This is a genomic window from Bacillus sp. C28GYM-DRY-1, from assembly GCF_030519405.1.
Taxonomy (GTDB): domain Bacteria; phylum Bacillota; class Bacilli; order Bacillales; family Bacillaceae; genus Bacillus; species Bacillus spizizenii_A.
In genome coordinates this window covers 39,692-64,464 of the sequence record NZ_JAUMKF010000008.1, presented here as the reverse complement: position 1 = coordinate 64,464, position 24,773 = coordinate 39,692, and the positions used below count along the sequence as shown (strand labels likewise).

Sequence of the window (24,773 nt, the reverse complement as noted above, 5' to 3'; positions counted from 1 at the left end):
CTTCAAGGTTATTCTGCTTTCAGCACGATTGTTTTTGCAGCCATATCATGAACGGCTTGTTTTTTCTTTGTAAATGCGGCTGTCAAATAGATCAAACGAGAGAACACATGCACCCATGCTATCATGTAACGGACGATAGCCTGTGGGAGAGATATATTTTCGTATGTTTCGTCTCTCACGATTTGCAGCCCGATGATTTTTTTGCCCAGTGTACCTCTCCAATTTGTCAGCGGCATTAGCAAAGGATACACAAGCAGCATCAATATAGCGACAATAATGACGCCGGCGGACCCGTCACCAAACGTAAATCCGGCTGCCAAAATCACTGCTGCGGCAATGATGACATCAAGTACTAGAGCGCAGGCGCGCAGCATAAAACCAGCTAGTTCCAACATAAACACTCCTTGAAATTTTAGATAAACACCTAATGATTGTAAATAAGAAGGGCCTAAAGTGGGAATAGGTTATAAGCCTTAAATCACATAAGGCGGTGATAATGTCATAGGTAAATTGACATAATCAGCCATCTTATTATATTGCCAAATTCTTTTTTAGCCCGAAACCAAGCCCTCAGAAGTTATTTTTGTTAAAATAGAAAAGTTACAACAGAATTCGGAGGGTTTATTGTGGGAAAAGTGAAACGAAATGCCCCATGCCCATGTGGCAGCGGCAAGAAATATAAAAAATGCTGCGGAAGCAAAGTTGTCGACTTCCCGACAGAACTAGCAGCAAAAGAAGCAAAACAAATTCAGGAAGACTTAGTGGAGTATGCCTTCACAGTACATAGAGAAAGCATTTCAGGCTTTATCAACCAGCATGAATTTCTTTCTGCTATGGACAGACAGACGAAAGACATCAGCGTATTTAACTTAGGGATCTGGGGAATCTTCTTCCATCCGCTTGCTGGTGAAAAGACAATCTTCGAAGAGTACCTGCAGAAAAAAGGCGATTCGATTACTCGCCCGAAAACACGTGAGATTGTTGCATCATGGAAGAGCATGACGCCAGCCTTATTGCTGCTGCAAGACCTGAAAGAAGGTGTCATTCACTTTGAGGATGTCATTACGACAAAACAATTCGAAGTGGAAATGGACGCCAACAATCAAGACCTCCCGCCAGTGGGAAGCCTGATTCTCGGATATCCTATCCATGAAGCAGAAAAAGCAGAGTTCTTTATGCAGTTCACGATCTTCCCGGTGAAGAGAACAGAAGCGCTGATCAGCAAAGTGAAGAAATATGCGGATGCCGCTGTGAAGAATGGCAAAACGCCGGAAGACTTCATGAAGCAAGAATTCAACAACGTTCTGTTCGCGCTGTTAGCGGAGAAAGATGAAGAGCCGCAAGCAGAGGCAGCGGAAGAAAGCAGTATTGAGTGGGCAAACGACATGGAGAAAGAAACAGCTGCGGCTATCGAAGAAGGCATGGGCGGAGATGAGTATCCGACTGAATTGATTCCGGCTGTCATAGACATCTGGAAAACATTCTGTGAGAAAAAATCACCCGTCATCAGAAAACCGGAAGCTTTTGCTGCGGCAGTTGAATATTATGTAAATGCGATTTCTCTTAACGGCGCGTCCGTTTCTCAAGCCAAACTGGCGAAAAAATACGGCGTCAGCGCATCAACGATTTCCAGCCGGTACAAAGAAATTGAAAGCACGCTGCAAGACGAAGCAGATCGTTTTGCACAAGCGCTATCCTCATAATGAAAAAAACCTTGAAAAGCCGGGCTTTTCAAGGTTTTTTTATTTCTGAAACGGAATTTTGATTTCTAACCGGAAGATGGGGTGGCGGTAGGTAAAATCCAGCCTGCCAAAAGCGCTCTTCACCAGTTTTTGAATGATATATGTGCCCATGCCTTCATGAGCGCCGTTTTTCGTTGAGCGGCCAAACGATTGATAGATTGTATCGAGCACTTTTGGGTCCATCCCGGGAGTGCTGTTTTCACAAGTCAGTACATAAAGTCCGCTGCGCAGTGAAGTCTCCAGTTTAATCTCTGCTTTTTCTCGGGCCTCCGCCGCGCTGTCGAGCGCATTTTCTAATATGTTGCCGACCAAGCTGACCTGATCAGCAGGCGAAAACGGAAGGGAAGAAAGCGGTGTATGAATATGCAGCGAAACACTCACATTCGAGGCGCGGGCTTTTTCTAAAAAATCATAAAGCACCCCTGCAACGTACGCGTTCTCTCCCTTCAAAAATCGGTCATATTGACTGTATTGATCCGCCCAGTTTTGAATATATGCTTGTGTATCTGCCTTGGGCTGAGCTGATTTGATTGCAGTGATATGTTTCATTGTGTCATGATTCCGGCTTCTGACATCAATCAGCATTTGATTGGCGTGCTGTTCAGCTTGAGTCAGCTTATCAATTTGATCGGAAAGCCTTGCCTGCAAAGCAGACTGTCCGATACGGAGCCCTTCACACCCTGCAAATATCGCGATTACACATAATGCCGGCATGATGTCTGTGCCGATCAGCACTACTCCCGCCGACATCACTTGAATCACCGCAATCCACGCACAAAGCTGGAAGGAACAGCAGTCCCACACCCGCTTCGTATTCCAAATGTACAATCCTGCAGCAGCTGCGCCTAAAACAGCGGTGAGCCAAGAGACTGCTGTGCTGTGTGAAAGAGCAGCAGCTCCCTGATAACATATGAAACTAAATAAAACCAGATAAAGACATTGAAAAAGGGTAATCACGTTCCGAACTCCTCAAAAATAGTAGTTTTGAAAATAATCAAGCTGCTGCTTAGTGATCATCGCTTTTTTAGACGTTCCCTCAAAGGAAACTGTGAATGAATGCTTGGTATAAGCGGAAAAATGCTTTATGTAATGAATGTTGATAATAAAGGAACGATGCGAACGAAGAAAATCCTTTTCGGGCAGGTCGCCTTTAATATCATTTAATGTTTGATACGTTTGCACCTCTTCGGCGGTTGTCACAATCGTCGTCGAACGTCCCGTCCGTTCTGCGAAAATAATATCCTTCTTTTGCAGGACGTGCATTTCAGACTTTTGCTTTATCAATATACGCCCATTCAAACTCGTTTCCGTTTTCTTTTTCAAGTACCGGTCGAAGGAAGCGGCCAGACGGTCGGCATAGTACGGCTTCATAATATAATCATGGACGTTCAGGTCAAAGGCGTGAACCGCATAACCGCCGTGGCCGGTAACAAAAATCACATCCACATCAAGTGAATGGGATTTGATCAAATCAGCAAGCTCGTAGCCAGACATATGGGGCATCTCGATATCGGCAAGCAGCAGATCAATGTCTCCGTTCTTTACCCGCCTGTAGGCTTCCTTCGCTGAATCGGTGGAAAAGACAATTTCGACGTCCTGCATTCTGGAAACGATCGCTTCCAGCTTCTCTAAATCTACTCGATAATCATCTACAAGTCCGACTTTTACCATTATCATTCCCCTAGTTACATAGAATCATCTTTATTCTATCCCATTTCGCGACATAAAAAGAACTCTTCGCGACAACTTTATCCAACTAATCCAGCTTTTCGTATATAGTCATTACTAGAAATAAAGATAAAGGGAGATTGTGACATGATTACACTGACCGATTGCAGCCGCAGGTTTCAGGATAAGAAAAAAGTAGTCAAAGCGGTGCGAGATGTAAGCTTAACAATTGAAAAAGGAGAAGTCGTCGGCATTCTCGGAGAAAACGGTGCCGGCAAAACCACGATGCTGAGAATGATTGCTTCCTTGCTTGAACCATCACAGGGTGTAATCACAGTAGACGGCTTTGACACGGTCAAGCAGCCGGCTGAAGTCAAAAAAAGAATCGGTGTCTTATTCGGAGGAGAAACCGGGCTTTACGACAGGATGACCGCTAAAGAAAATCTCCAATACTTCGGCAGGCTGTATGGGCTGAACCGCCACGAGATCAAAGCAAGAATAGAAGATTTATCGAAACGGTTCGGCATGCGCGATTATATGAACCGGAGAGTGGGCGGGTTTTCGAAAGGCATGAGGCAGAAAGTCGCCATTGCCAGAGCGCTGATTCACGATCCGGACATCATTTTATTTGATGAGCCGACAACTGGGCTTGATATTACGTCAAGCAACATCTTCCGCGAATTTATACAGCAGCTGAAAAGAGAACAAAAAACGATTCTTTTCTCCAGCCACATTATGGAGGAAGTGCAGGCGCTCTGTGACAGTGTCATCATGATTCACAGCGGAGAGGTGATTTACCGGGGGGCACTTGAATCACTATACGAGAGCGAGCGCAGTGAGGATTTGAATTACATCTTTATGTCTAAGCTTGTCAGGGGGATTTCTTAAATGCTGAGCCATATTTATAAAAAAGAAATGATCGACGCTTTGCGCGACAGAAAAACGATTTTACTCACAATTTTAGTGCCGATGATTATGATGCTTGGACTTGTCTTCTTTTATGAAAGCATGCTGTCCGACAAAGGGGAGCAGTACACGCTGGCTGTCGGCCATTCGCTTCCGCCCGCACTGGAAAGCAAGCTTAATGAGTTTGACGAAATCAGCGTAAAAACATTTGCAAAGCCTGAAGAGGCAGTTGATGAAGGAAAAGCAGATGCCTATCTGAACGTCCCGAAAGAGTTCGACTCATATGTCAACAGCATGACACCTTTTAAGGTTGATGTTTACGGCAATTCAATCGATCAAGGGTCTTCAAATGCCATGCAGCTTGTGCAGTCTGCCTTAGATCAGTACAAAAATGAAATTGTGCAGCAACGTTTAACAAATAAGCATATTGATCAATCGGTGATCCAGCCGTTTACGATTCAGCAAAAGGAAGCGGATGAGGAGAAAGGGACTTCCGCTATTATGCTTTCCGCCATTCTGCCCATGCTGATTCTGACTTCCATTGTTTCCGGCGCAATGCCGATCGCTCTTGATATCATGGCCGGTGAAAAGGACCGGAAGTCAATCGAGGCGCTGCTATTAACGCCAGTCAGCAGAAACAAAGTGCTGGTCGGCAAGTGGCTTGCGGTTTCCACTTTTGCCGTGGCTTCAGGTGTATTGGCTTTGGTGTTTTTGATTTTGTCCACCGTGTTATTTACCGAAAATTTAAAAACGGCCTTCCAGCTGGGAGATCATATGTGGAGTGTAATCGGCGCTTCAGCCTTAATCATTGTGCTCTCTGCATTGCTGATATCTGCGATGGAACTTTTCATCAGCATCATGTCCAGCTCGGTAAAAGAAGCGCAAAGCTATATGTCTCTCGTCGTCTTTCTGCCTGTGTTCCCGATGTTTTTCATCTTCAGCAAGGCACCGAACCAATTTGACTTATCATACTTTCTCATCCCGTTTCTGAACCTGCATGCGTTATTTAAACAGCTTTTATTCGGGATGGTTGACCCGGCTGCCATTTTGTCTACGTCAGGAACCATCGCCGTGCTCATCGCCATCTTCTTTTTACTAGCCAGAGCCTGCTTCCTGAAAGACAAATGGGTTCTTCCAAAATAAACTTGCAAAAGGAGAAATACACATTCTCCTTTTTGTATATCCTGAAAAAAGAAGGAAAATAGAAAAAGGATATCTAATACAGAAAGTGACCCTGCACTATTTTTCATCAAAATTGGTATCAAAGGAGAAGGAACAATGGATCAAACACGTACACTCGGCAAGACGAAGCTGCAGGTGAAGCGGATCGGATTCGGTGCGAATGCGGTCGGCGGGCATAATCTATTTCCGAACCTGAATGATGAAACAGGGAAAGATTTGGTGCGCACGGCATTGAATGGAGGCGTGAACTTTATTGATACCGCCTTTATATACGGACTGGGACGTTCTGAGGAATTAATCGGCGAAGTTGTACAAGAACGCGGCGTGCGACATGAGCTCATTATTGCCACCAAAGGGGCTCATAAAGAAGTGAACGGCGGCATTGAATTAGACAACAGCCGGGAATTTCTTCGGGGCGAGGTGGAAAAGAGCCTGAAGCGGCTGAAAACAGATTACATTGATTTGTATTATGTTCATTTCCCTGATGGGAAGACGCCTCTCGCTGAAGTGGCCGGCACGCTGAAGGAGCTGAAGGATGAGGGGAAAATCAAAGCGATCGGCGCTTCGAACCTCGATTATCAACAATTGCAGGAGTTTAATGCCGACGGTTATTTGGAGGTCTTCCAAGCTGAATATTCTCTCATTCAGCGCGATGCCGAGAAGGAGCTGCTTCCGTACTGTGAAAAACACGGCATTTCCTTTATTCCCTATTTTCCGCTCGCGTCCGGGCTGCTGACAGGGAAATTCACGAAAGATACGGCCTTTGATGACTTCAGAAAGGATAAGCCGCAATTTCAGGGAGAAGTGTTTATACACAATCTCAAAAAAGTAGATAAGCTGAAAGCGGTAGCGGAGGAAAAGCAAGCGGAGACGGCACAGGTTGCCTTGGCGTGGCTGTTAACAAGACCGGCGATAGACGCTATCATTCCAGGCGCTAAACGCCTTGAGCAGTTGAAAAATAACTTGAACACCTTGAACCTTGAACTAACCGAAGATGAAGTGAACTTCATCAGCGGAATCTTCACATAAAAAGGAAATAGCTTTAGATACTATTTCCTTTTGGTGTTTTATTCTTTAATGAATGCTTCGACTAATTCTGCTGCTCTGTAGTCGTCCATATCAAGCTGCCATTGGTCAATGTCATTTTTCTTCATTTTTACTTCAACTGTTTTTTCAGTTGAAGCAGGTCCTAGCTTTTTGAATTCTTCAGGATAGACTTGAAGCGCGTATTTCACAGCATCCTCATAGCTGGCGCCAGAATTTTTGCTGTAGTAGTCTTTCATTCTGTCTTCGATGCGGTCTGAGAGTGAAGATGCATCTATCGGTTTAATGGTGGCTTCAACATTGGCTTCGTCTTTTGAGATCGAAGTTGTTTTCGCCTGGATGGAAGCGTTTTTGCTTAATCCCTCTTTAATGCCGTTCACGATATTATCAAGGGCTTTGCTGTCGGCATATGTGCTAGAAAGGCCGGAAGCTGAGAGATAGCCGTCTTTGGCTGATTCGTTGAAATCACTTACAATTTTATTTTTATTGTCCCCGGTAATTTTTTCGAAATCAGCGTTGTCTTTACCGAAAAGAAGGACATCAACATAAGCTGATAATGCTTTTGCAGAGTCTTGCAGCTGGTCTGCTGTCGTAAGGATTTTTTTGTCTTTTCCGTCAATTTTGAAAGTAACTGATTTTGGTTTTTTATCACCATAAGATTCCGGCGTATAGGTAAGCTCGTAATTCTCGCCTTTATCTACAACGTAGAAGAGGCTGCCTTCAACCGATTTGTCAGCATTAATCGTGCTGCTGCGCAGCTTTTCGTTATAATCCTCGGGATCTGTGTCAGACACCTTAGTATCATTTTGATACAATGTGAAATCCATACTGTCCACATTCAGCGGTTCTTTCCCGGTGTTTTTTACAGCGACATTGACTTTTAACACAAGCTGGTCATCTGAAGTGGACTTATCATATTTGGATGGCAGTGTATAAGAGACATCCTTGATTTTGACTTTGGCTATATCTGAGCTTTTTTCTGTTTCTGAATTTTTCTTCTCCGCGCTTGTTTTGCTTCCGGAACAAGCAGCTGTAAACATCATCAGCAGAAGAATTAGGAAAACAGCGTACGTTTTTTTTTGAAACATTCATTTTTCCTCCTCAAATGGTTTAGGAAAGGGGAGTCTTTTGTCTTTGAGAAATGGATTTTCTTGTATGGATTAGCATAATATAACCAAAAAAATCAGTGCTTTTCTCACGGTATTCACCGGATTTTCTGGAAACTCCGCCCTTCTTTGTCATGAATGGACCTATAAAATGTGACAACGGAATTCATTTTAAGATTATTAGCTGTTATATTGAATAGGTTTATCATACTATTTTTGGTGAAAATTGTTCTGGAAAAACTGGTAAACTCAGAAATTTGTGTATTTTAGACTATTACTTTTTAATTAGTTGAAGAGGACATAAGAACGATGAAAGGGGACATCTTGGTGAAGAAAGAGGAACTGAAACAAAAAGCACAGGAAATCGGCCGGGTGCCGACACACTTAAAACTGGAAATTGAAGATTATGGTGATGATAAGAAAAGAGCACATTTTTGTTGGATAGATCCTCAGGATGAACACATCGGCATTTTCGTGGAACTTGGGCCGGATGGACAGCTGGAATCTCTATCCCGTGATATTGAGCCTGAAATCGGAGAAAGGCTGACTGAAGATAAAGTAGAGGATATCATGCGCCAGTTTGTAGAGACTCATTATCCCGGGGCGCTGTCAGTCTTTATGCGTGAAGAAAATGACCGTACATACGACGATAAAGTGAGATTTTCATATGTTCAAAAAGAAGCCGGGCTTCCTCTTCCCATGAGCGGATTTATGGCTGAAGTTTCCTTATCGGGTGAGATCATTTCCTTTCGCTATTATGGCAAAGCGGGCAGCATCATTAAGCCAAAGAGGGTCGCGGATCATGAAGAGGCATTTGCCTTCATCAAGAAGGACGTGGAGTTCGACCTTTTGTTTGAGGTTCTCCATCGTTCTGTTTACAAAAACGGGGACGATCAACCGCATTTGGTGTATGAGCCTGAATGCAGGGCTGTTACCGTGCCTGCCGATTTGGTGAAAGAAGAACAAGCACTTGATGATGACGATGACAGGGAGCCGGAAAGCTTTCCTCTCCCTTTATTCGAAGGCATTCAAGAAAAGGCTGAACTCGGCAGTATGATCGGAATGGATAAAGGGTTTGTCAAAGAGCGGGAAGCTGACTTAGGAAACGGGAGAATCGGGACCGTTTGGCGGAATCCGGATGATCCCGTGTATCAGCCGGCGGATAAAAGCGTGGACAGCTGGTTTAGAGGACGGGTTCATCAAGCGCTGAAAACCATTCATAACAAAGAGACTGGAAAACTTGAAGGCGTCATGTCATTTATGGAGAAAAAAGGGCCGTTGACAGTAACTGAGGCAGAGTGCGAAAAAAAGGCGCTTCGTTTTCTATTTGCTTTATTTCCAAAAGCTGATCAATATTTTAAGATCAAATATGACGAACCCGGTGAAGCAGAAAATGCAGTCGCTGGTTTTACATTTGAAGCTCACTGTCACGGGGTTCCGCTCCGGTTTGGGCAGGCCAGAATCTGCGTCAGCCGCCAAACAGGGCACATTACCGTTTATATGGCGCCGGATATTGACCCGAAGGAGCTGGAAGCCATTCATCCAGTTCCGGCTATTTCAGCAGAACAAGCGAAGTCTATCTTTTGGCAGCATTTTAAAGTTGAGCTAGGCTGGGAGAGAGAATACGGTGATGATAAAGAACACAGCTACCGGCTCGTCTATAAGCCGGTGTATCCGCGATTTATCGAAGCCCATACAGGAGAGCCCGTTTTTAGTTCATGGTAAAACAGCCAAAAGTCACGCAAATGCCGTGTGATGAAAGTAACAGAAAGAATCTCAAAAAACAATGACAATAATAGAAAAGGACCTTTCTTCACTTTAAAAGAGGAAAGGCCTTTTTATATAATAAACAGGATTCTCTTTGTCGTAGACTCTTTGAAAGGATGACTTCATTGGTTAATAAACAGCTGAAAAAGAAGGCGCAAGAGATCGGGAATGTACCGCCGCATTATGAGCTTGAGATAGAAGATTACGAGCAAAATCAAAAGAAGAAGGGGCAGGCATACTTCATCTGGAAGGACCCTGAAGATTCGGAAAAGCACATTACAGTTGAACTCCGACATGACGGCGCTTTGCTCACGTTTTCAACAACCGCCTGCTCAGAGACAGATAAAAAACTTCCAGATGCCGAGTTGAAGCTGATGGCTCTTCAGTTTGCTGCCGCCAACCATCCCGGCACATTTATGAAATTTCACTTTCAAGGGAAGGAAGAACGGGGACACCATATCCGGTTTATCTATACCAAAATGGAACTGGAGCTTCCGCTTCCCAATTCAGGCTTTTTAATTGATATAACACGCAGCGGACAAATTGTCCATTTCTTATATTACGGAGAAGGGTATAAAGCCGAGGTTCCAAAGAAATTTGTAGCAAAAAAGAAGGTTTTGGCCCATTACTTAAATACAATGTCTTTACAGCTGATGTACGATGTCATAGATGGCGAACAGGCACCCAGGCTTGTGTATGAACCAATTCTGCCGGGATACAGCTATCCCGCGGATGTAGACGAAATCGTGCCTGACCAGCATATCGCAGATGAAAGAATAGAAAACGGGGCGCCCCTGCCGCCGCTTCTGAACACAGAAGAGACCAATATATATGCCATGCTGGGCCTCACCTCTGATATGCAGAAAGTCAGTGAAAAGGATTTTGGGGAAGAAATAGGAAGCACGTGGCGAAAAGGCACTGCGCCGGAGCGTAAGGATTTAAGCATAGGGAGTTATTTTGAAACGAGAAATAAAAACACAATCAAAATATTAACGGATAAAAAAACCGGGAAATTAAAAGCAGCGCTTTCTTTTTTGGGCCAGCGGAACAACCGCCGATGCTCAACGGAAGAATGCCAAAGAATAGCACTTCAATTTTTATATGCCCTCTATCCGAGAGCAGCTGAGTTTTTTAGAGCGAATCCTGTCCGAATTGATGAAAGAGGGAGGGTCCGCAATCACTTTTCTGTCTGGTATAAAGGAGTGCCGCTGCGGTTCGGCGCTGCCCGCATCATTGTCAATCCGGAAAAGGGAATGATTGACGCTTTTATGGCACCGGATATTGATCCGGAAAAACTGGAAACAATTAATCACAGGCCGGATGTTTCTGCCGAAGAAGCGAAAGAAACGTTTTTGGACGTATTTGACGTGAAGCTGGAGTGGCAGCCTGATTTTACAGCAGGCAGCGATCAGCATTACAAACTTGTCTATAAGCCTTTTTACCCTTCCTATATTGATGCGCACATAAGGAAAAAGAAAAGGCTGTGAGGGTGTCTAGTCAGGAATCATCTCCAAGTGGGGGTAGTCCTTGAATCGTTTCCAGTCCCCGCCCCACTCAAAGCCGAGTTTCTTAGCAATCTCGACAACCTCCAGCCAATCTGATTTTCCGTTTTGATTGCCGTCATATTCCATATCCCATATGATGCTGCCATCTTTTTTTTGAAGGGCAAAATCAATAGCTAAACCATAGTTATGATACGATTCCCCTCCTTTTGCATAGGTGACAATATTCCCTTTTTTTGTACGTCCCTGTTTATATAATTCGTCTTGTTCCTTAAATGACCTGAATCCTTCTGTAATGATGACGGTAATGCCTTTATTCGCTGCTGCGGCCTTGAGGGCATCGGCATTCTGCTGTACAACCGGATGAAGATCCGAAGGGACAGGCATATCCTGCAGGGCATATTGAGAATGCCATTCGTGCCGTATATAACTAAAACATAGGTCAAGAAGAAACAGAATACTTAAGATAGCAGATGTTTTTGCGAATAATTTCATTTATCGATCTCACTTTCTCATGATGTGGCAAATGTTAACGCTTATACGATTGACTCTCTCTAAAGGCGAACAGCTATGATAAAATATAACATAAATAGGAGCAGGAGGAAGGAGGCAGACCATGAGAGCAAAGATTCCATCTGAGGAAGTGGCAGTAAAGCTAAACGAATGGTACAAGCTCATTCGCGCATTTGAAGCAGATCAAGCAGAAGCGTTAAAGCAGGAGATTGAATGCGATTTGGAAGACATGGAAGAGAATCAGGACTTGCTTTTATATTTTTCTTTGATGGAATTCCGTCATCGAATCATGCTTGATAAGCTGATGCCGGTGAAAGACAGCGACACCAAGCCTCCGTTCTCTGATATGCTGAACGAAATTGAAAGCAATCAGCAAAAACTCACAGGCTTATTGGAATACTACTTTTATTATTTCAGAGGGATGTACGAATTTAAGCAGAAAAATTTCATATTAGCGATTGACCATTATAAACATGCCGAGGAAAAGCTCGAGTATGTCGAGGATGAGATTGAAAAAGCTGAGTTTCTTTTTAAGGTTGCAGAAGTGTATTATCACATCAAACAAACGTACTTTTCAATGAATTATGCCAGCCAGGCGCTTGATATCTATACGAGATATGAATTGTACGGGCGCCGCCGCGTGCAGTGTGAATTTATCATCGCCGGAAATTTGACCGATGTTTATCATCATGAAAAAGCGCTGACACACTTGTGCAGCGCCTTAAATCATGCAAGGCAGCTTGAGGAGGCATATATGATCGCCGCTGCCCATTATAATGTCGGACACTGTAAGTACAGTCTGGGCGATTACTGTGAAGCGGAGGGCTATTTCAAAACAGCCGCCGCCATTTTTGAGGAGCACAACTTTCAGCAGGCTGTTCAAGCCGTTTTTTCACTGACCCATATGTATTGTAAAGAGGGGAAATACGACAAAGCGGCAGAGACGTATGGCCGTGGGGTAAAGAGCGCCGCTGAATGGGAAGATGACATGTATTTGACGAAATTCCGCCTCATTCATGAGCTGTATCTTGGAAGCGGCGACCGGAACGTGCTTAAAGAATGCTTTGACCTGCTGGAATCCCGCCAGCTTCTTGCAGATGCTGAGGATCTGCTGCATGATACAGCGGAACGCTTTAATCAGCAGGAACGCTACGAGTCCGCCGCTTTCTTTTACCGCAGGCTGATGAATATTAAAAAGAAGCTGGCTGAACAGCGTTTTCAATAGGCGATGGCAGAGAACATAATCGGTTCTCTGCTTTTTTTATGCTGTTTTTAACCCGAAGAAATAGGGTATTTTCCACTGCATAATGGAAAATCAGAGGAGGATATCGTTTATGTATAAAGATTTAACTGGAAAAACAGCGATTGTGACAGGTTCTTCAAAAGGAATCGGTAAAGCCATTGCGGAACGGTTTGGACAGGAGAAAATGAATGTTGTTGTGAACTATCACAGCGACCCATCTGGAGCCGATCAAACGGTAGACATCATTAAGCATAGCGGAGGGAAAGCCGTCGCAGTTGAAGCGGACGTGTCGAAAGAAGCAGGGATTCAGGCGCTCTTGGACGCCGCTTTAGAGCACTTCGGCACACTTGATGTGATGGTGAACAACTCCGGCTTTAACGGCGCGGAGGCCATGCCGCATGAAATGAGTTTAGAAGATTGGCAGAGAGTCATTGATGTCAACGTCACCGGAACGTTTATGGGGGCAAAAGCAGCGCTTAACCACATGATGAAAAACAACATCAAAGGCAATGTGCTGAATATCTCGAGCGTTCACCAGCAGATTCCGCGCCCCGCCAACGTTCAGTATTCCACGTCCAAAGGCGGAATGAAGATGATGACAGAAACGCTGGCACTCAACTATGCGGATAAGGGAATCCGCGTCAACGCAATAGCGCCCGGCACCATTGCCACAGAATCAAATGTTGATACGAAAAAAGAAGAGAACAGACAAGAACAATTGAAAAAAATTCCGATGAAAACCTTCGGAAAGCCGGAAGAAGTGGCAGCAGCAGCGGCTTGGATCGTATCTGAGGAAGCGAGCTATGTGACGGGCACAACACTATTCGTCGACGGCGGAATGACACTTTATCCATCTCAGCTTGAATAGAACATAAAACAGGGGGATTGCGGGATGAAAACAGATTGGTGGAAAGATGCGGTGGTGTATCAAATTTATCCGAGAAGCTTTCAGGACAGCAATGGAGATGGAATTGGAGACTTGCGGGGGATCATCTCCCGTCTTGACTACATAAAGGAGCTCGGGGCAAATGTGATTTGGATTTGCCCAATCTATCCTTCTCCCAATGTTGATTACGGCTATGATGTGACGGACCATAGGACGATTATGGATTCCTACGGAACGATGGATGATTTTCACGAGCTGCTTGATCAGGTGCACCAGCGCGGATTAAAGCTGGTGATGGATTTTGTGTTAAATCACACCTCCGTCGAGCATCCGTGGTTTAAAGAAGCGGAGCTGGACAAAAACAATAAATACCGCAGCTATTACTTTTGGCGACCCGGCACAAAGAACGGGCCTCCGACGGATTGGGTGTCTGATTATGGATGCTCGGTCTGGCAATACGAGGAGCACACGGGTGAATATTATCTCCACATGAATGCCGTCAAACAAGCTGATTTAAATTGGGAACATCCTGAGGTGCGCCAAGCGGTGTTTGACATGATGAGGTTTTGGCTCGATAAAGGGGTGGACGGCCTGCGCATTGATCAGCTCCATCTCATCTCCAAGAAAGAATATCTTCCGTCGTATGAGGACTATATCAATCAGCAGGCTGAGCCGAAGCCTTTCCAGCCAAATGGCGAACGAATTCATGACTATTTAAAAGAAATGACAGATGAAGTATTTTCTCACTATGATGTCATGTCTGTCGGAGAGGTTGGCAGTGTTACACCAGAGGAAGGACTGAAATATACGGGAACCGATAAGCATGAGCTGAATATGATTTTTCACTTTCAGCATATGGAGCTTGATCAGCAGCCTGAAAAAGAACATTGGGATTTGAAGCCTCTTGAGCTTTCTGATTTAAAAATGGTTTTGACAAATTGGCAAAAGAAGCTTGAACATCAAGGCTGGAATACACTGTTTTGGTGCAATCACGACCAGCCCCGGATTGTGTCCAGGTTCGGAGACGATGGGGAATACCGCAAAGCATCAGCAAAAATGCTGGCTACCGTACTTTATTTCATGAAGGGCACGCCGTATATTTATCAGGGAGAAGAAATCGGGATGACAAACGCGCCGTTTACCCGGATTGAGGACTACAAAGATATTCAAACAATCAATATGTATCATAAACGAGTGTTTGAGAAAGGCTATGATCCAGAAAATGTCATGAGATCGATCTTAGCCAAAAGCCGGGATCACGCCCGGACGCCGATGCAGTGGAGCAGCGGCAAGAATGCCGGATTTACTGACGGCACGCCTTGGCTCAAGGTTAACCCGAACTTCTTGTCCATCAATGTGGAGGAAGCACAGAAAGATCCTGATTCAATCTTAACCTATTACAAAAAGCTGATCAGCTTGAGAAAGCAGTACGCCGATCTTATCAAAGGGAGCTATGAGCTTTTGCTTCCGGATGATCCGCAGCTGTTTGTATACATGAGACAAAATGGCAAACAACAGCTTTTGTCGGTGAATAACTTTTCAAAAGAGCAAGCTGTTTTCAGGTGGCCTAAGAACTGCGGCAAGGATCAGTCATCTCTGCTTCTCTGCAATTATAAAAACAACGGTGATCTTGCTGATGAAATGGTGTTTCAGCCTTATGAGAGCAGGGTGTATCTTCTGGACAATTCAATTTAATGACTCAGCCCGGCATTTTCAGCCGGTTTTTTTTAGTGCATATATTTACGTGATAGACGTTGAGAATAAAATCATAAAAATTAATCTTGCAAAACGTAATGACTTCGGTTTATTATGATATAGGATTACAAAATCGTTATCATTTTGATTTATGTAAATATGAAAGAGGGGATATACGATATGTTTAAAAAATGGAGTGGTTTGTTTGTGATTGCAGCATGTTTTTTATTGGTTGCAGCAGCATGCGGCAACTCATCAACAAAAGGGACGGGTGATTCTAAGAGTGATAAACTGCACATTGTCACAACGTTCTATCCGATGTATGAATTTACAAAACAAATTGTAAAAGACAAAGGCGATGTGGACTTGTTAATTCCATCTTCCGTCGAACCTCATGATTGGGAACCGACGCCGAAAGATATTGCCAACATTCAGGATGCTGATTTGTTCGTTTATAATAGTGAATACATGGAAACTTGGGTTCCGTCCGCTGAAAAAAGCATGGGCCAAGGCCATGCCGTTTTCGTCAATGCGAGTAAAGGCATTGATTTAATGGAAGGCAATGAAGAAGAACACGAAGAGCATGGTGAGCATGAAGAGCACGGAGACCACGAGGAGCATGAGCACAGTCACAGCCATGAAATGGACCCTCACGTATGGCTCAGCCCTGTTCTTGCGCAGCAAGAAGTAAAAAATATTACGGCGCAAATTGTCAAGCAGGACCCGGATAACAAAGAATACTATGAGAAAAATAGTAAAGAATATATTGCAAAACTGCAGGATCTTGATAAACTATATCGTACAACCGTAAAAAAAGCGGCGAAGAAAGAATTCATCACACAGCATACAGCTTTTAGCTATTTGGCAAAAGAATACGGCCTGACACAGGTTCCGATTGCAGGGATTTCTCCTAACCAAGAGCCAAGCGCAGCCGAATTGGCAAAGCTAAAAACATATGCCAAAGAACATAACATAAAAGTGATTTACTTTGAAGAAATTGCATCCTCAAAGGTCGCAGAAACGCTTGCCAATGAAATCGGCGCGAAGACAGAAGTGCTTGATACACTGGAAGGCTTAAGCAAAGAAGAACAGGATAAAGGTATAGGGTATATCGACATTATGAAACAAAACCTCGATGCCCTGAAAGATTCACTATTGGATAAATCATAAGATAGTGTGCGCCGGAGGGTGCACACTATTTCTTTGTGAGAAAGGAAGATTGACATGAATCTCGTCTCATTGAAAGATATCGTTTTCGGTTATTCCCACACGCCTGTGTTGGATAAGGTTTCACTTGATATTGAAAGCGGTGAATTCGTCGGCATTACAGGACCAAACGGCGCCTCTAAATCGACGCTCATGAAGGTGATGCTCGGCATGCTGAAACCGTGGGAAGGCACAGTGACGATCAGTAAAAAGAATACAGAGGGAAAACGCCTGACGATAGGGTACGTTCCGCAGCAAATTTCTTCATTTAATGCCGGCTTTCCGAGCACGGTGCTGGAGCTTGTTCAGTCAGGCCGCTACACAAAAGGGAAATGGTTTAAACGTTTAAATGAAGAAGATCATCTCGAAGTGGAAAAAGCACTGAAAATGGTGGAAATGTGGGAGCTCCGCCACCGGAAAATCGGCGATTTATCAGGCGGACAGAAGCAGAAAATCTGTATTGCCAGAATGCTTGCCAGCAACCCAGATCTCTTAATGCTGGACGAACCGACAACAGCCGTTGACTACGACAGCAGAAAAGGATTTTATGAATTTATGCACCATCTTGTCAAAAATCACAACCGAACAGTTGTGATGGTCACTCATGAACAAAATGAAGTACAGCAGTTTTTAGATAAAGTGATTCGATTAGAGAGAGGAGAAAAAGGCGGATGGAAATGTTTGACTTGGAATTCATGCGACGAGCTTTTCTAGCAGGCGGCATGATTGCCATCATGGCCCCGATACTAGGGGTGTATCTCGTTCTCAGAAGACAGGCCTTAATGGCTGACACACTTTCACACATTTCATTGTCGGGTGTTGCCATCGGATTTTTCCTCAGCACCAATATTACCGCGGCGAGCATCGTCGTCGTGACAGTCGGCGCAATCGGGATTGAATACATGCGGCGGGCATATCGAACGTATTCAGAAGTTTCTATTGCTATTTTAATGGCAGCAGGTTTGTCCTTCGCGATGTTTTTAATTAGCCTTTCGAATGGCGCCGCCAATATGAGTATTGATCAGTACTTATTTGGATCGCTCGTGACGGTTAATCAGCAGCAACTCTATATTATTGGCATCATTACATTGTTGATCCTGCTTTACTTTATTGTACTGAAAAGACCGCTCTACCTGCTGACGTTTGATGAAGCAACAGCAAAAACATCAGGAATCAATACAAACGTCCTGTCGATGTCCTTCAGTATCGTCACAGGCCTTGCGATCTCAGTTATTATCCCGATCATCGGGGTTCTTTTGGTATCAGCACTGCTCGTATTGCCGGCAGCATTCGCCATCAGAATTGCAAAAGGCTTTAAGATGGTATTTATTACAGCCATACTCATTTCATTATTCAGCGTATTTATGGGGCTGACTTCGTCCTATCAGCTCGGAACGCCGCCAGGGCCGTCTATTACCCTGCTTTTGATCGTGCTGCTTTTGATTGGATTTGTGGTTCAGGGCGTTTGGATGTTTATTAAAAAAGAAGCCCTGCGCAAAAAAAGCCGCGGGTAATGCAAAAAGCAGTTTTTCCATCGGAAAAACTGCTTTTTTTAGAGAAACAGCCCGGCAAGCCGCTCATATGATTCCTTTTTCGCCTCGAAATCAAACACATTGCACAGAACCATGATTTCATTTGTTTCATAGCGGTTTATAAGCTCTGAAAGCTGTTGTTTGACAGTGTTTGGGTCACCAATCACCATTCGCTTTCTGTTTTCTTCTATGAGCTTTTTATCTGACTCTGTGTAGGAATGCGTTTTTGCTTCCTCGATGCTCGGCACGCGGCTGTCCAAGCCTTTTCCGACGCGAAGAAGCCATAAATCCTGGCTTAACGCCAGCTCTTCTGCCTCTTCAGCTGTTTTTGCGCAAATGACAAAAATCGTAAACAGTGCGGCCGGAGACGAGAAGTGAGCTGACGGCCGAAAACTTTCCCGGTAGACACGAAACGCATTTTCTCCTCGCTCGGGGTTAATGAAATGTCCAAACACATAACCAACTCCCTGGTGTGCCGCGCGCCTTGCGCTGTTTTCTCCGAGACCGAGCACCCATAGCTCCGGTGCGGTGTCAACAAGGGGCGCCGCTTTAATCCCGGCATACGGATGCCCGGCAGGAAGCGAATCTGTGAGAAAATAAGAGACGTCCTGCAGCTGTCTGTTAAATTCGGTTAAGCTTTTTTTGACCCCGTCTGTTAGCGCAAGACGGGTTTTTGTCGTGCCGCCGGGAGAACGCCCGACACCTAGGTCAATCCGATTCGGATACAGTGCTTCAAGCTGGCGAAAGGTTTCAGCTACTTTAAACGGACTGTACTGGGGCAGCAGCACGCCGCCTGACCCGACACGAATCGTGCTCGTTTGTGCTGCAATGCGAGCGATCATGATTTCAGGCGCTGTGCTTGCCAGTCCTTTTGTGCTGTGATGTTCGGCAAACCAATAACGCTTATATCCCCACTGTTCGCTTAATCCGGCCAGCTCAACCGAATGCTGAAGAGTTGTCACAGGGCTTTCTCCTTTAGAAACAGGTGCCTGGTCAAGTATGCTGAAATGAATCAAAAGGCCGCTTCCTTTCTGTCTTTTTTTAGAATGTGACACAAGAATAGGCAAAATGACTCGCTCACGTCAAATGGTTTGTTTTAGAATCACAATTCATATGATTTGCAAAAAACACATCAAATATGGAAGTTTTTTTCGAGGATTTTCGTCAATTATTCTTAACTTTTATGAAACTTTGCTATAATAACAAACGTATCTATAATAATTTACGGCATACTCATCTTCCCTTTGTACGTAAAAATAAATGTGACTATCTTCACATCTTGATGATTAGGAGTGAATCGTGTGGCGATTTCTTTAGAAAAAGGTCAGCGTATTGATTTAACAAAAGGAAAAGCGGGCTTATCAAAATTGATGGTCGGTCTCGGCTGGGACCCGGTTTCATCCGGCGGAGGCGGTTTTTTCGGAAAGCTGCTCGGCGGGGGCGGACCCAATATCGACTGTGACGCTTCAGTATTGATGCTGGAAAACGGCAAATTCACCGATAAGAAAAATATCATCTATTTCGGCAACCTGAAAAGCCGCTGCGGCGGTGTCAAACACACAGGCGATAACCTGACAGGCGACGGTGCGGGTGATGACGAACAAATTATGATAGATTTGGGGAAAGTGCCTGCAAATATCGACAGGCTTGTATTTGTCGTTAATATTTACGATTGTGTCAGAAGAAAACAAGATTTCGGCATGATTCAAAATGCGTTTATCCGTGTGGTCAATCAATCTAAAAATGAAGAAATGCTCAAATACAATTTAAAAGACAACTATGCCGGCAGAACAAGCCTGATTACGGCTGAAATCTACCGCCAGGACGGCGAGTGGAAATTCTCGGCGATCGGTGAAGGCACAAACGATACGAGATTAGAAGATATTATTAGCCGATACGTATAATAGAAAAAAGGAGTGGGTGAAACATGGCAATTTCATTGGCAAAAGGACAAAAAGTAGATTTAACAAAAACAAATCCGGGACTTTCAAAGGTCGTTGTCGGTTTAGGCTGGGACACGAATAAGTATGACGGCGGACATGACTTCGACCTTGACTCTAGTGTGTTTCTGTTAGACGCTGCGGGCAAATGCGCGTCTCCAAATGATTTTATTTTCTACAACCAGCTTGAAGGCGGCAACGGTTCAGTCGTTCATTCAGGCGATAACCTGACTGGTGCTGGCGAAGGCGACGATGAGAATGTCAAAGTGAATCTCAGCGCTGTGCCTGCCAATATTGATAAAATCTCATTTGTTATCACCATTCACGAAGCGGAAGCACGCAGCCAAAACTTTGGACAAGTATCAAACGCGTTCGTTCGCATTGTAAATGAAGAAACAAATGAAGAGCTCATCCGTTACGACCTTGCCGAAGATTTCTCCATTGAAACGGCAATCATTGCAGGGGAGCTGTACAGACATAACGGCGAGTGGAAATTCTCCGCTATCGGCTCAGGCTACCAAGGCGGCCTTGCCCGCATCGCAACGGACTACGGTTTACAAGTCGGTTAAGACAAATACGAAGAGCAGAAAGGAGAGAGGCAGTATGGCTATTCAATTATCAAAAGGACAGCGTATTGACTTAACAAAGACAAATCCGGGACTCGCAAAAGCGGTAATCGGCTTAGGCTGGGATACAAACAAGTACTCCGGCGGACACGATTTTGACCTGGATGCTTCAGCCTTTTTAGTTGATGCGCATGATAACTGCGTGAATGATCTCGATTTCGTCTTCTATAATAACCTGGAGCATCCGAGCGGCGGTGTCATCCATACGGGTGACAACCGCACAGGTGAGGGTGATGGAGATGATGAGCAGATTATCGTTGATTTTTCAAAGATCCCTGCACACATTGAGAAAATCGGCATCACAGTGACCATTCACGACGCTGAGGCGCGCAGCCAAAACTTTGGACAAGTTACCAATGCGTTTGTGCGTGTTGTGGACGAAGAGACGCAGGATGAGCTTCTTCGCTTCGACTTGGGAGAAGATTTCTCTATTGAGACAGCTGTTGTCGTTTGTGAGCTTTACAGACACGGCGGCGAGTGGAAATTCAATGCAATTGGCAGTGGTTTTTCCGGCGGGCTGGCTGCATTGTGCCGGAACTACGGTTTGCAAGTGTAAGCGGGTGACAGATAGAGAAGTCACCGTTTTCAATTAATAGGAGGAAAAAACTTGGACTTTTTACATCATATCATGTCTACGTATGCTTCATTTTTCGATTGGAAAATGTGGGGGGAAGTGCTTTCAGATCCTGTTTCATGGGGTCTGATCGGTTCCCTTGTTGTTCTGGAAGGCCTTTTATCGGCCGATAACGCGCTTGTTCTTGCGGTGATGGTTAAACACCTGCCGGAAAAACAGCGGAAAAAAGCGTTAACGTATGGTTTGTTTGGAGCTTATATTTTCAGGTTTATTTTCATCGGGCTCGGTATGCTTCTCATTAAGTTTTGGTGGATCAAGGTGCTCGGCGCGCTGTATCTCGCTTGGCTCGTCATTAAGCATTTCTGGATCGGTGAAAAAGAAGAGGAAGCGGACGGCATGAAGAAAAATTCTTGGATGGTCCGCACGTTCGGTATCTTCTGGGCGACTGTTATTTCAGTTGAATTAATGGACCTTGCCTTCTCTGTGGACAGCATCCTTGCCGCATTTGCGGTATCTGAAAAAGTATGGGTGCTTCTGATCGGCGGTATGCTAGGTATTCTAATGATGCGTACAGTGGCAAAAGTCTTCCTTGTACTGATTGATAAAATTCCTGAGCTGGAAAATACAGCATTCGTATTAATCGGTATTATCGCGCTGAAAATGGCGGGGAGTGCCTTCCATTATGAAATGCCGCACTCTGTATTCTTCATGATCATTATTGCTGCATTTGCGGTAACATTTATCATTCACTACATCAACAAACAAAAGCAGGTGCGCGAACAAACAGCCGCTTCAAAAGAAGAATAAAACAAAACAAGGAGGGAGGTTCAATGTCCTTCCTTTTTTGTTACAGAAATATCGTCCCAATGACAAACCAGAAAGGAGGATATGATGAGACAAGAAGAACTCACCATTCATAAAGCGTTTCCAGCTGATGGGGATTGGAAAAGCGTGCTGTTTCAGCCATTGCCGGAGCGTGAGCACTTTAAAACAGACCAAGGCCTTTCGTTTTCCCGCCTTGCCGGGCAAATACTGGGCACTCCAATTGATGAGACGGACTATTATAACGAGCTGTATGAACTGTCCGTAAACAATCGCATTGCCATTCTGAGTGAAACGCTTGATAAAACAATCGAGCCGGAAACATTTCAAAAGCTCCAGCATATTCATTCCATCAATCAGAAAGAAAAAGGGCTGTCAGTCAGCCGCTTTGTTGCCTTTCTGGACGGGGAAAAGCTGATAGCGAAACACTCGAATCCCTTGATGCACCGCCATTTGAGAAAAGCGCTGATGACGCTTTTACATACCTTTGCAGATCATCATGAGCAAGGGCTGAATCATCCTGATTTTCGCAGAGTGCTGCTTGATGTCTCAAAGTTTTCTTTGAATCACCTGAATCATTGGCTGGAAAAAACCGATATAGAGCGGGAGATGCCAAAGGTAGTTTGGTATGGAGACGCGACGAAGAGCCAGCTTTATTTTTTATATTACCTCATGTTAGTCGGCTGCGATGTTCTGCTTTTCCATCCGGCGGGAAACGATCAGCTGGCGCTTGTCGATCCGAAGCGGGAGTTCAGTTTTACGGAAAAGCTTCCGGATGTTTCAGAGCTTCAGCCGTTTCCGAAAGAAAAACCGGACCGGAAATCAACAGTCGCCTACCGCTCAACAAAGGAAATTGAACATGTGCTGAATCACGAGGAATCCATGCTGTACAAGCCATGGCAATTCAGAGATCATACACCGGTGTCTGTTACGCTCAAAACGACCTATGATGAATTGTTTTTAATTGCGAAGGAGCGCGCCTTTATTCGCCCGAATTTCAAAGCTGATAAACATTCCATCGAGATTCCAAATGTATTCGCCAAAATTATGGGCGTGTCAAAAGACAATAAAGAATATTGGAATAGGCTTCATACATTAGCGGACTATCAGGAAACAGAAATGGTCAGGAGCTTTCCGTTTACAGAGGAAATAAAATCGAACTATCAATTTCATTACAGCCACGCACTTGACCACGAAGGAAACATTGATCCGGACAAGCTGACGGCAAGCAATGTGTGGCAGTACAAGCACCTTCCGGCGGGTGTCCAGACTGCCATTGCCAAAACGATTTCGAGAATGTGCAGGCACCCGAGGCTTAAGGCTTTGCATCAAGAAGAACAAGTCAAGGATGTTCAAATCTACTTGTTTAAACAAACAACAAACCTGCCTGCTCATCTGCTGAAATTGATTCAAATATTCGACTATGCGCAAACCGTTCCGAAACTCGTTTTATATCATACAGAAATGAGCGGCGGACTCACGCGTTCGGATGCTGCCGCCCTGCTGTTCCTGAATGAAATCGGAATCGATATCATCATTTATAACCCTCCCGGCCATCAAGATATTGAGCAGTTTATTGAGGAGGATCAGTATGATATCCACTGGCTGGATGACATGGTGTTTCAGCAGGACTATAAAGAGCCTTCACTTGTGAAAAGGCTGTTCAGAACAATTACCCAAAAGTAAGGAGAGAAGAAAAGCATGACATCAGAAAATCAAAACCCGCTTGTTCTCGATAAAAACGAAGAAATTTCCCAGCAAAAGGCAGACGATATCCGCCTCCAGCTCCGCCAGGAACCAGAGGTGCAGCGCCTCGCTCAGCAAATTGACGTCAAAAACCAAATGGAGCTGCTTGAGTACGGAAAGGAGCCGGCTGTTGAGATTTCCAAGTTCTCTGACCGCATCTTGGGGATGATGAAAACAACAAGCGTGACAGACTCCGGCACAATGCTGACTCAGCTTGGGAAAATCATGGACCGCTTCGACAAAAATGATTTTGATGAGCCGAAGGGATTAATGGCGAAAATTTTCAAACGCGGCGGCAGCATGATTGAAAAAATCTTTAAAAAGTATCAGACGCTTGGCGGAGAGATTGAAAAAATCCACGTTGAGATTTCGAAATACAAGGATGAGATGACGAAGACGAACCACACGCTTGATGAAATGTATGAAAACAATATCAAATACTACATGGAGCTTGAGAAATACGTCGTTGCCGGGCAAATGAAGCTGGAAGAGATGCAATCAATCCTTCCTTCGTATGAAGAAAAAGCGGCAAGCGGAAACCAGCTGGCGCAAATGCAGCTCGATACGTTGCGCAACGGCATCCAGGCGCTTGAGGAGCGGGTATATGATCTGGATATGGCGCGGATGGTGGCTCTTCAAACTGCACCTCAAATCCGTCTCCTCCAGCGTGGAAATGCAAAGCTGATCGGGAAAATTAACTCCGCGTTCATCATCACCATTCCGATTTTCAAAAACGGCATTATTCAGGCTGTTACCGTGAAACGCCAAAAGCTTGTGGCTGACTCCATGAGCGAGCTTGACCGCCGGACAAACGAGATGCTGAGACGAAATGCTGAAAATATCTCGAGCCAAAGTGTTGAAATTGCCAGAATGGCAGGAAGACCAAGCATAGATATTGAAACGATCGAATCCTCTTGGAATACGATAGTCAGCGGCATGCAGGAAACAAAACAAATCGAAGAAGAAAACAAACGCCTTCGGGAAGAGGGCGCAAGACGAATTGCCCAGTTGCAGGATAATATTAAAAAAGCATCCTTACAGCAATAAAAAAACCCCCGCTTGTGCTTCACAAG

General features: G+C 44.6%; 25 protein-coding genes. 18 read left to right on the top strand and 7 right to left on the bottom strand.

Going from position 1 to position 24,773, the window contains the following annotated elements; genetic code table 11:
* Positions 1 to 8: 8 nt before the first annotated feature.
* Positions 9 to 392, bottom strand: a complete 384-nt coding sequence (locus Q3W56_RS09770; RefSeq protein ID WP_268401185.1) for an RDD family protein — start codon at positions 390 to 392, stop codon at positions 9 to 11.
* 234 nt (positions 393 to 626) lie between these two features.
* On the opposite strand from Q3W56_RS09770, the gene Q3W56_RS09765 reads away from it, so the two are divergent.
* A complete protein-coding gene (locus tag Q3W56_RS09765) occupies positions 627 to 1,703 on the top strand; it encodes a helix-turn-helix domain-containing protein (RefSeq protein WP_268401186.1) in 1,077 nt (358 codons plus the stop codon).
* Positions 1,704 to 1,742: 39 nt separating this feature from the next.
* Here the strand turns inward: Q3W56_RS09765 and natK are convergent, their stop codons facing one another.
* On the bottom strand, positions 1,743 to 2,699 hold the full coding sequence (gene natK, locus Q3W56_RS09760) for a two-component system sensor histidine kinase NatK (RefSeq protein ID WP_064672043.1): 957 nt from the start codon (positions 2,697 to 2,699) through the stop codon (positions 1,743 to 1,745).
* Positions 2,700 to 2,711: 12 nt separating this feature from the next.
* Positions 2,712 to 3,413 (bottom strand): two-component system response regulator NatR, encoded by a 702-nt coding sequence (natR, locus tag Q3W56_RS09755; RefSeq protein ID WP_003234759.1) that lies wholly within the window; start codon positions 3,411 to 3,413, stop codon positions 2,712 to 2,714.
* A 144-nt stretch (positions 3,414 to 3,557) separates the two neighbouring features.
* On the opposite strand from natR, the gene natA reads away from it, so the two are divergent.
* From natA to Q3W56_RS09740, 3 genes are all read left to right on the top strand, one after another.
* Entirely contained in the window at positions 3,558 to 4,298 is a 741-nt protein-coding gene (gene natA / locus Q3W56_RS09750; protein ID WP_015252894.1) for a sodium ABC transporter ATP-binding protein NatA, read from the top strand.
* On the top strand, positions 4,299 to 5,459 hold the full coding sequence (natB, locus tag Q3W56_RS09745) for a sodium ABC transporter permease NatB (protein WP_302895317.1): 1,161 nt from the start codon (positions 4,299 to 4,301) through the stop codon (positions 5,457 to 5,459).
* A gap of 135 nt (positions 5,460 to 5,594) precedes the next feature.
* On the top strand, positions 5,595 to 6,527 hold the full coding sequence (locus tag Q3W56_RS09740; RefSeq protein WP_302895316.1) for an aldo/keto reductase: 933 nt from the start codon (positions 5,595 to 5,597) through the stop codon (positions 6,525 to 6,527).
* Between the two features lie 38 nt (positions 6,528 to 6,565).
* Here the strand turns inward: Q3W56_RS09740 and Q3W56_RS09735 are convergent, their stop codons facing one another.
* Both Q3W56_RS09735 and Q3W56_RS09730 read right to left on the bottom strand, forming a co-directional pair.
* Positions 6,566 to 7,630: a DUF4352 domain-containing protein gene (locus Q3W56_RS09735; protein WP_302895315.1), complete on the bottom strand. Its 1,065-nt coding sequence runs from the start codon at positions 7,628 to 7,630 to the stop codon at positions 6,566 to 6,568.
* A 22-nt stretch (positions 7,631 to 7,652) separates the two neighbouring features.
* The gene (locus Q3W56_RS09730; RefSeq protein WP_302895314.1) at positions 7,653 to 7,784 is read right to left on the bottom strand and encodes a hypothetical protein; all 132 of its coding nucleotides are present in this window, start codon (positions 7,782 to 7,784) and stop codon (positions 7,653 to 7,655) included.
* Positions 7,785 to 7,957: 173 nt separating this feature from the next.
* Between Q3W56_RS09730 and Q3W56_RS09725 the strand changes: the two genes are divergently transcribed.
* Both Q3W56_RS09725 and Q3W56_RS09720 read left to right on the top strand, forming a co-directional pair.
* Positions 7,958 to 9,373 carry a YcdB/YcdC domain-containing protein gene (locus Q3W56_RS09725; protein ID WP_302895313.1) on the top strand — a complete coding sequence of 472 codons (1,416 nt, stop codon included), beginning with the start codon at positions 7,958 to 7,960 and terminating at the stop codon, positions 9,371 to 9,373.
* Positions 9,374 to 9,540: 167 nt separating this feature from the next.
* Positions 9,541 to 10,902: a YcdB/YcdC domain-containing protein gene (locus tag Q3W56_RS09720; RefSeq protein ID WP_302895312.1), complete on the top strand. Its 1,362-nt coding sequence runs from the start codon at positions 9,541 to 9,543 to the stop codon at positions 10,900 to 10,902.
* Between the two features lie 6 nt (positions 10,903 to 10,908).
* Here the strand turns inward: Q3W56_RS09720 and Q3W56_RS09715 are convergent, their stop codons facing one another.
* A complete protein-coding gene (locus Q3W56_RS09715) occupies positions 10,909 to 11,412 on the bottom strand; it encodes a peptidoglycan L-alanyl-D-glutamate endopeptidase CwlK (RefSeq protein ID WP_302895311.1) in 504 nt (167 codons plus the stop codon).
* A gap of 121 nt (positions 11,413 to 11,533) precedes the next feature.
* Here Q3W56_RS09715 and rapJ point away from each other — a divergent pair, with 121 nt between their 5' ends.
* The 6 genes from rapJ to znuB all read left to right on the top strand — a co-directional run bounded on the left by rapJ (position 11,534) and on the right by znuB (position 17,974).
* Positions 11,534 to 12,655 carry a response regulator aspartate phosphatase RapJ gene (rapJ, locus tag Q3W56_RS09710; RefSeq protein WP_302895310.1) on the top strand — a complete coding sequence of 374 codons (1,122 nt, stop codon included), beginning with the start codon at positions 11,534 to 11,536 and terminating at the stop codon, positions 12,653 to 12,655.
* A gap of 109 nt (positions 12,656 to 12,764) precedes the next feature.
* On the top strand, positions 12,765 to 13,541 hold the full coding sequence (locus Q3W56_RS09705) for an SDR family oxidoreductase (protein ID WP_302895309.1): 777 nt from the start codon (positions 12,765 to 12,767) through the stop codon (positions 13,539 to 13,541).
* Between the two features lie 24 nt (positions 13,542 to 13,565).
* Complete coding sequence (locus tag Q3W56_RS09700; protein ID WP_302895308.1) at positions 13,566 to 15,254, top strand: glycoside hydrolase family 13 protein; 1,689 nt, start codon at positions 13,566 to 13,568, stop codon at positions 15,252 to 15,254.
* A 180-nt stretch (positions 15,255 to 15,434) separates the two neighbouring features.
* Complete coding sequence (locus tag Q3W56_RS09695; RefSeq protein WP_302895307.1) at positions 15,435 to 16,424, top strand: metal ABC transporter substrate-binding protein; 990 nt, start codon at positions 15,435 to 15,437, stop codon at positions 16,422 to 16,424.
* Positions 16,425 to 16,478: 54 nt separating this feature from the next.
* Complete coding sequence (gene znuC / locus Q3W56_RS09690; protein WP_268401195.1) at positions 16,479 to 17,174, top strand: zinc ABC transporter ATP-binding protein ZnuC; 696 nt, start codon at positions 16,479 to 16,481, stop codon at positions 17,172 to 17,174.
* Positions 17,132 to 17,974, top strand: a complete 843-nt coding sequence (znuB, locus tag Q3W56_RS09685) for a zinc ABC transporter permease ZnuB (RefSeq protein ID WP_302895306.1) — start codon at positions 17,132 to 17,134, stop codon at positions 17,972 to 17,974. Before znuC ends, znuB begins: the two co-directional genes overlap by 43 nt.
* 38 nt (positions 17,975 to 18,012) lie before the next feature.
* Here the strand turns inward: znuB and Q3W56_RS09680 are convergent, their stop codons facing one another.
* Positions 18,013 to 19,008 carry an LLM class flavin-dependent oxidoreductase gene (locus Q3W56_RS09680; RefSeq protein WP_302895305.1) on the bottom strand — a complete coding sequence of 332 codons (996 nt, stop codon included), beginning with the start codon at positions 19,006 to 19,008 and terminating at the stop codon, positions 18,013 to 18,015.
* 285 nt (positions 19,009 to 19,293) lie between these two features.
* Between Q3W56_RS09680 and Q3W56_RS09675 the strand changes: the two genes are divergently transcribed.
* From Q3W56_RS09675 to Q3W56_RS09650, 6 genes are all read left to right on the top strand, one after another.
* Positions 19,294 to 19,896, top strand: coding sequence for a TerD family protein (locus Q3W56_RS09675; RefSeq protein WP_302895304.1), 603 nt, complete (start codon positions 19,294 to 19,296; stop codon positions 19,894 to 19,896).
* Between the two features lie 23 nt (positions 19,897 to 19,919).
* Positions 19,920 to 20,501: a TerD family protein gene (locus Q3W56_RS09670; RefSeq protein WP_003224762.1), complete on the top strand. Its 582-nt coding sequence runs from the start codon at positions 19,920 to 19,922 to the stop codon at positions 20,499 to 20,501.
* 34 nt (positions 20,502 to 20,535) lie between these two features.
* The gene (locus Q3W56_RS09665) at positions 20,536 to 21,114 is read left to right on the top strand and encodes a TerD family protein (protein WP_302895303.1); all 579 of its coding nucleotides are present in this window, start codon (positions 20,536 to 20,538) and stop codon (positions 21,112 to 21,114) included.
* Between the two features lie 51 nt (positions 21,115 to 21,165).
* On the top strand, positions 21,166 to 21,939 hold the full coding sequence (locus tag Q3W56_RS09660) for a TerC family protein (RefSeq protein ID WP_302895302.1): 774 nt from the start codon (positions 21,166 to 21,168) through the stop codon (positions 21,937 to 21,939).
* A gap of 84 nt (positions 21,940 to 22,023) precedes the next feature.
* Complete coding sequence (locus Q3W56_RS09655; RefSeq protein WP_302895301.1) at positions 22,024 to 23,640, top strand: YceG family protein; 1,617 nt, start codon at positions 22,024 to 22,026, stop codon at positions 23,638 to 23,640.
* A gap of 15 nt (positions 23,641 to 23,655) precedes the next feature.
* Positions 23,656 to 24,747, top strand: coding sequence for a toxic anion resistance protein (locus Q3W56_RS09650; protein ID WP_268401200.1), 1,092 nt, complete (start codon positions 23,656 to 23,658; stop codon positions 24,745 to 24,747).
* Positions 24,748 to 24,773 lie beyond the last annotated feature (26 nt).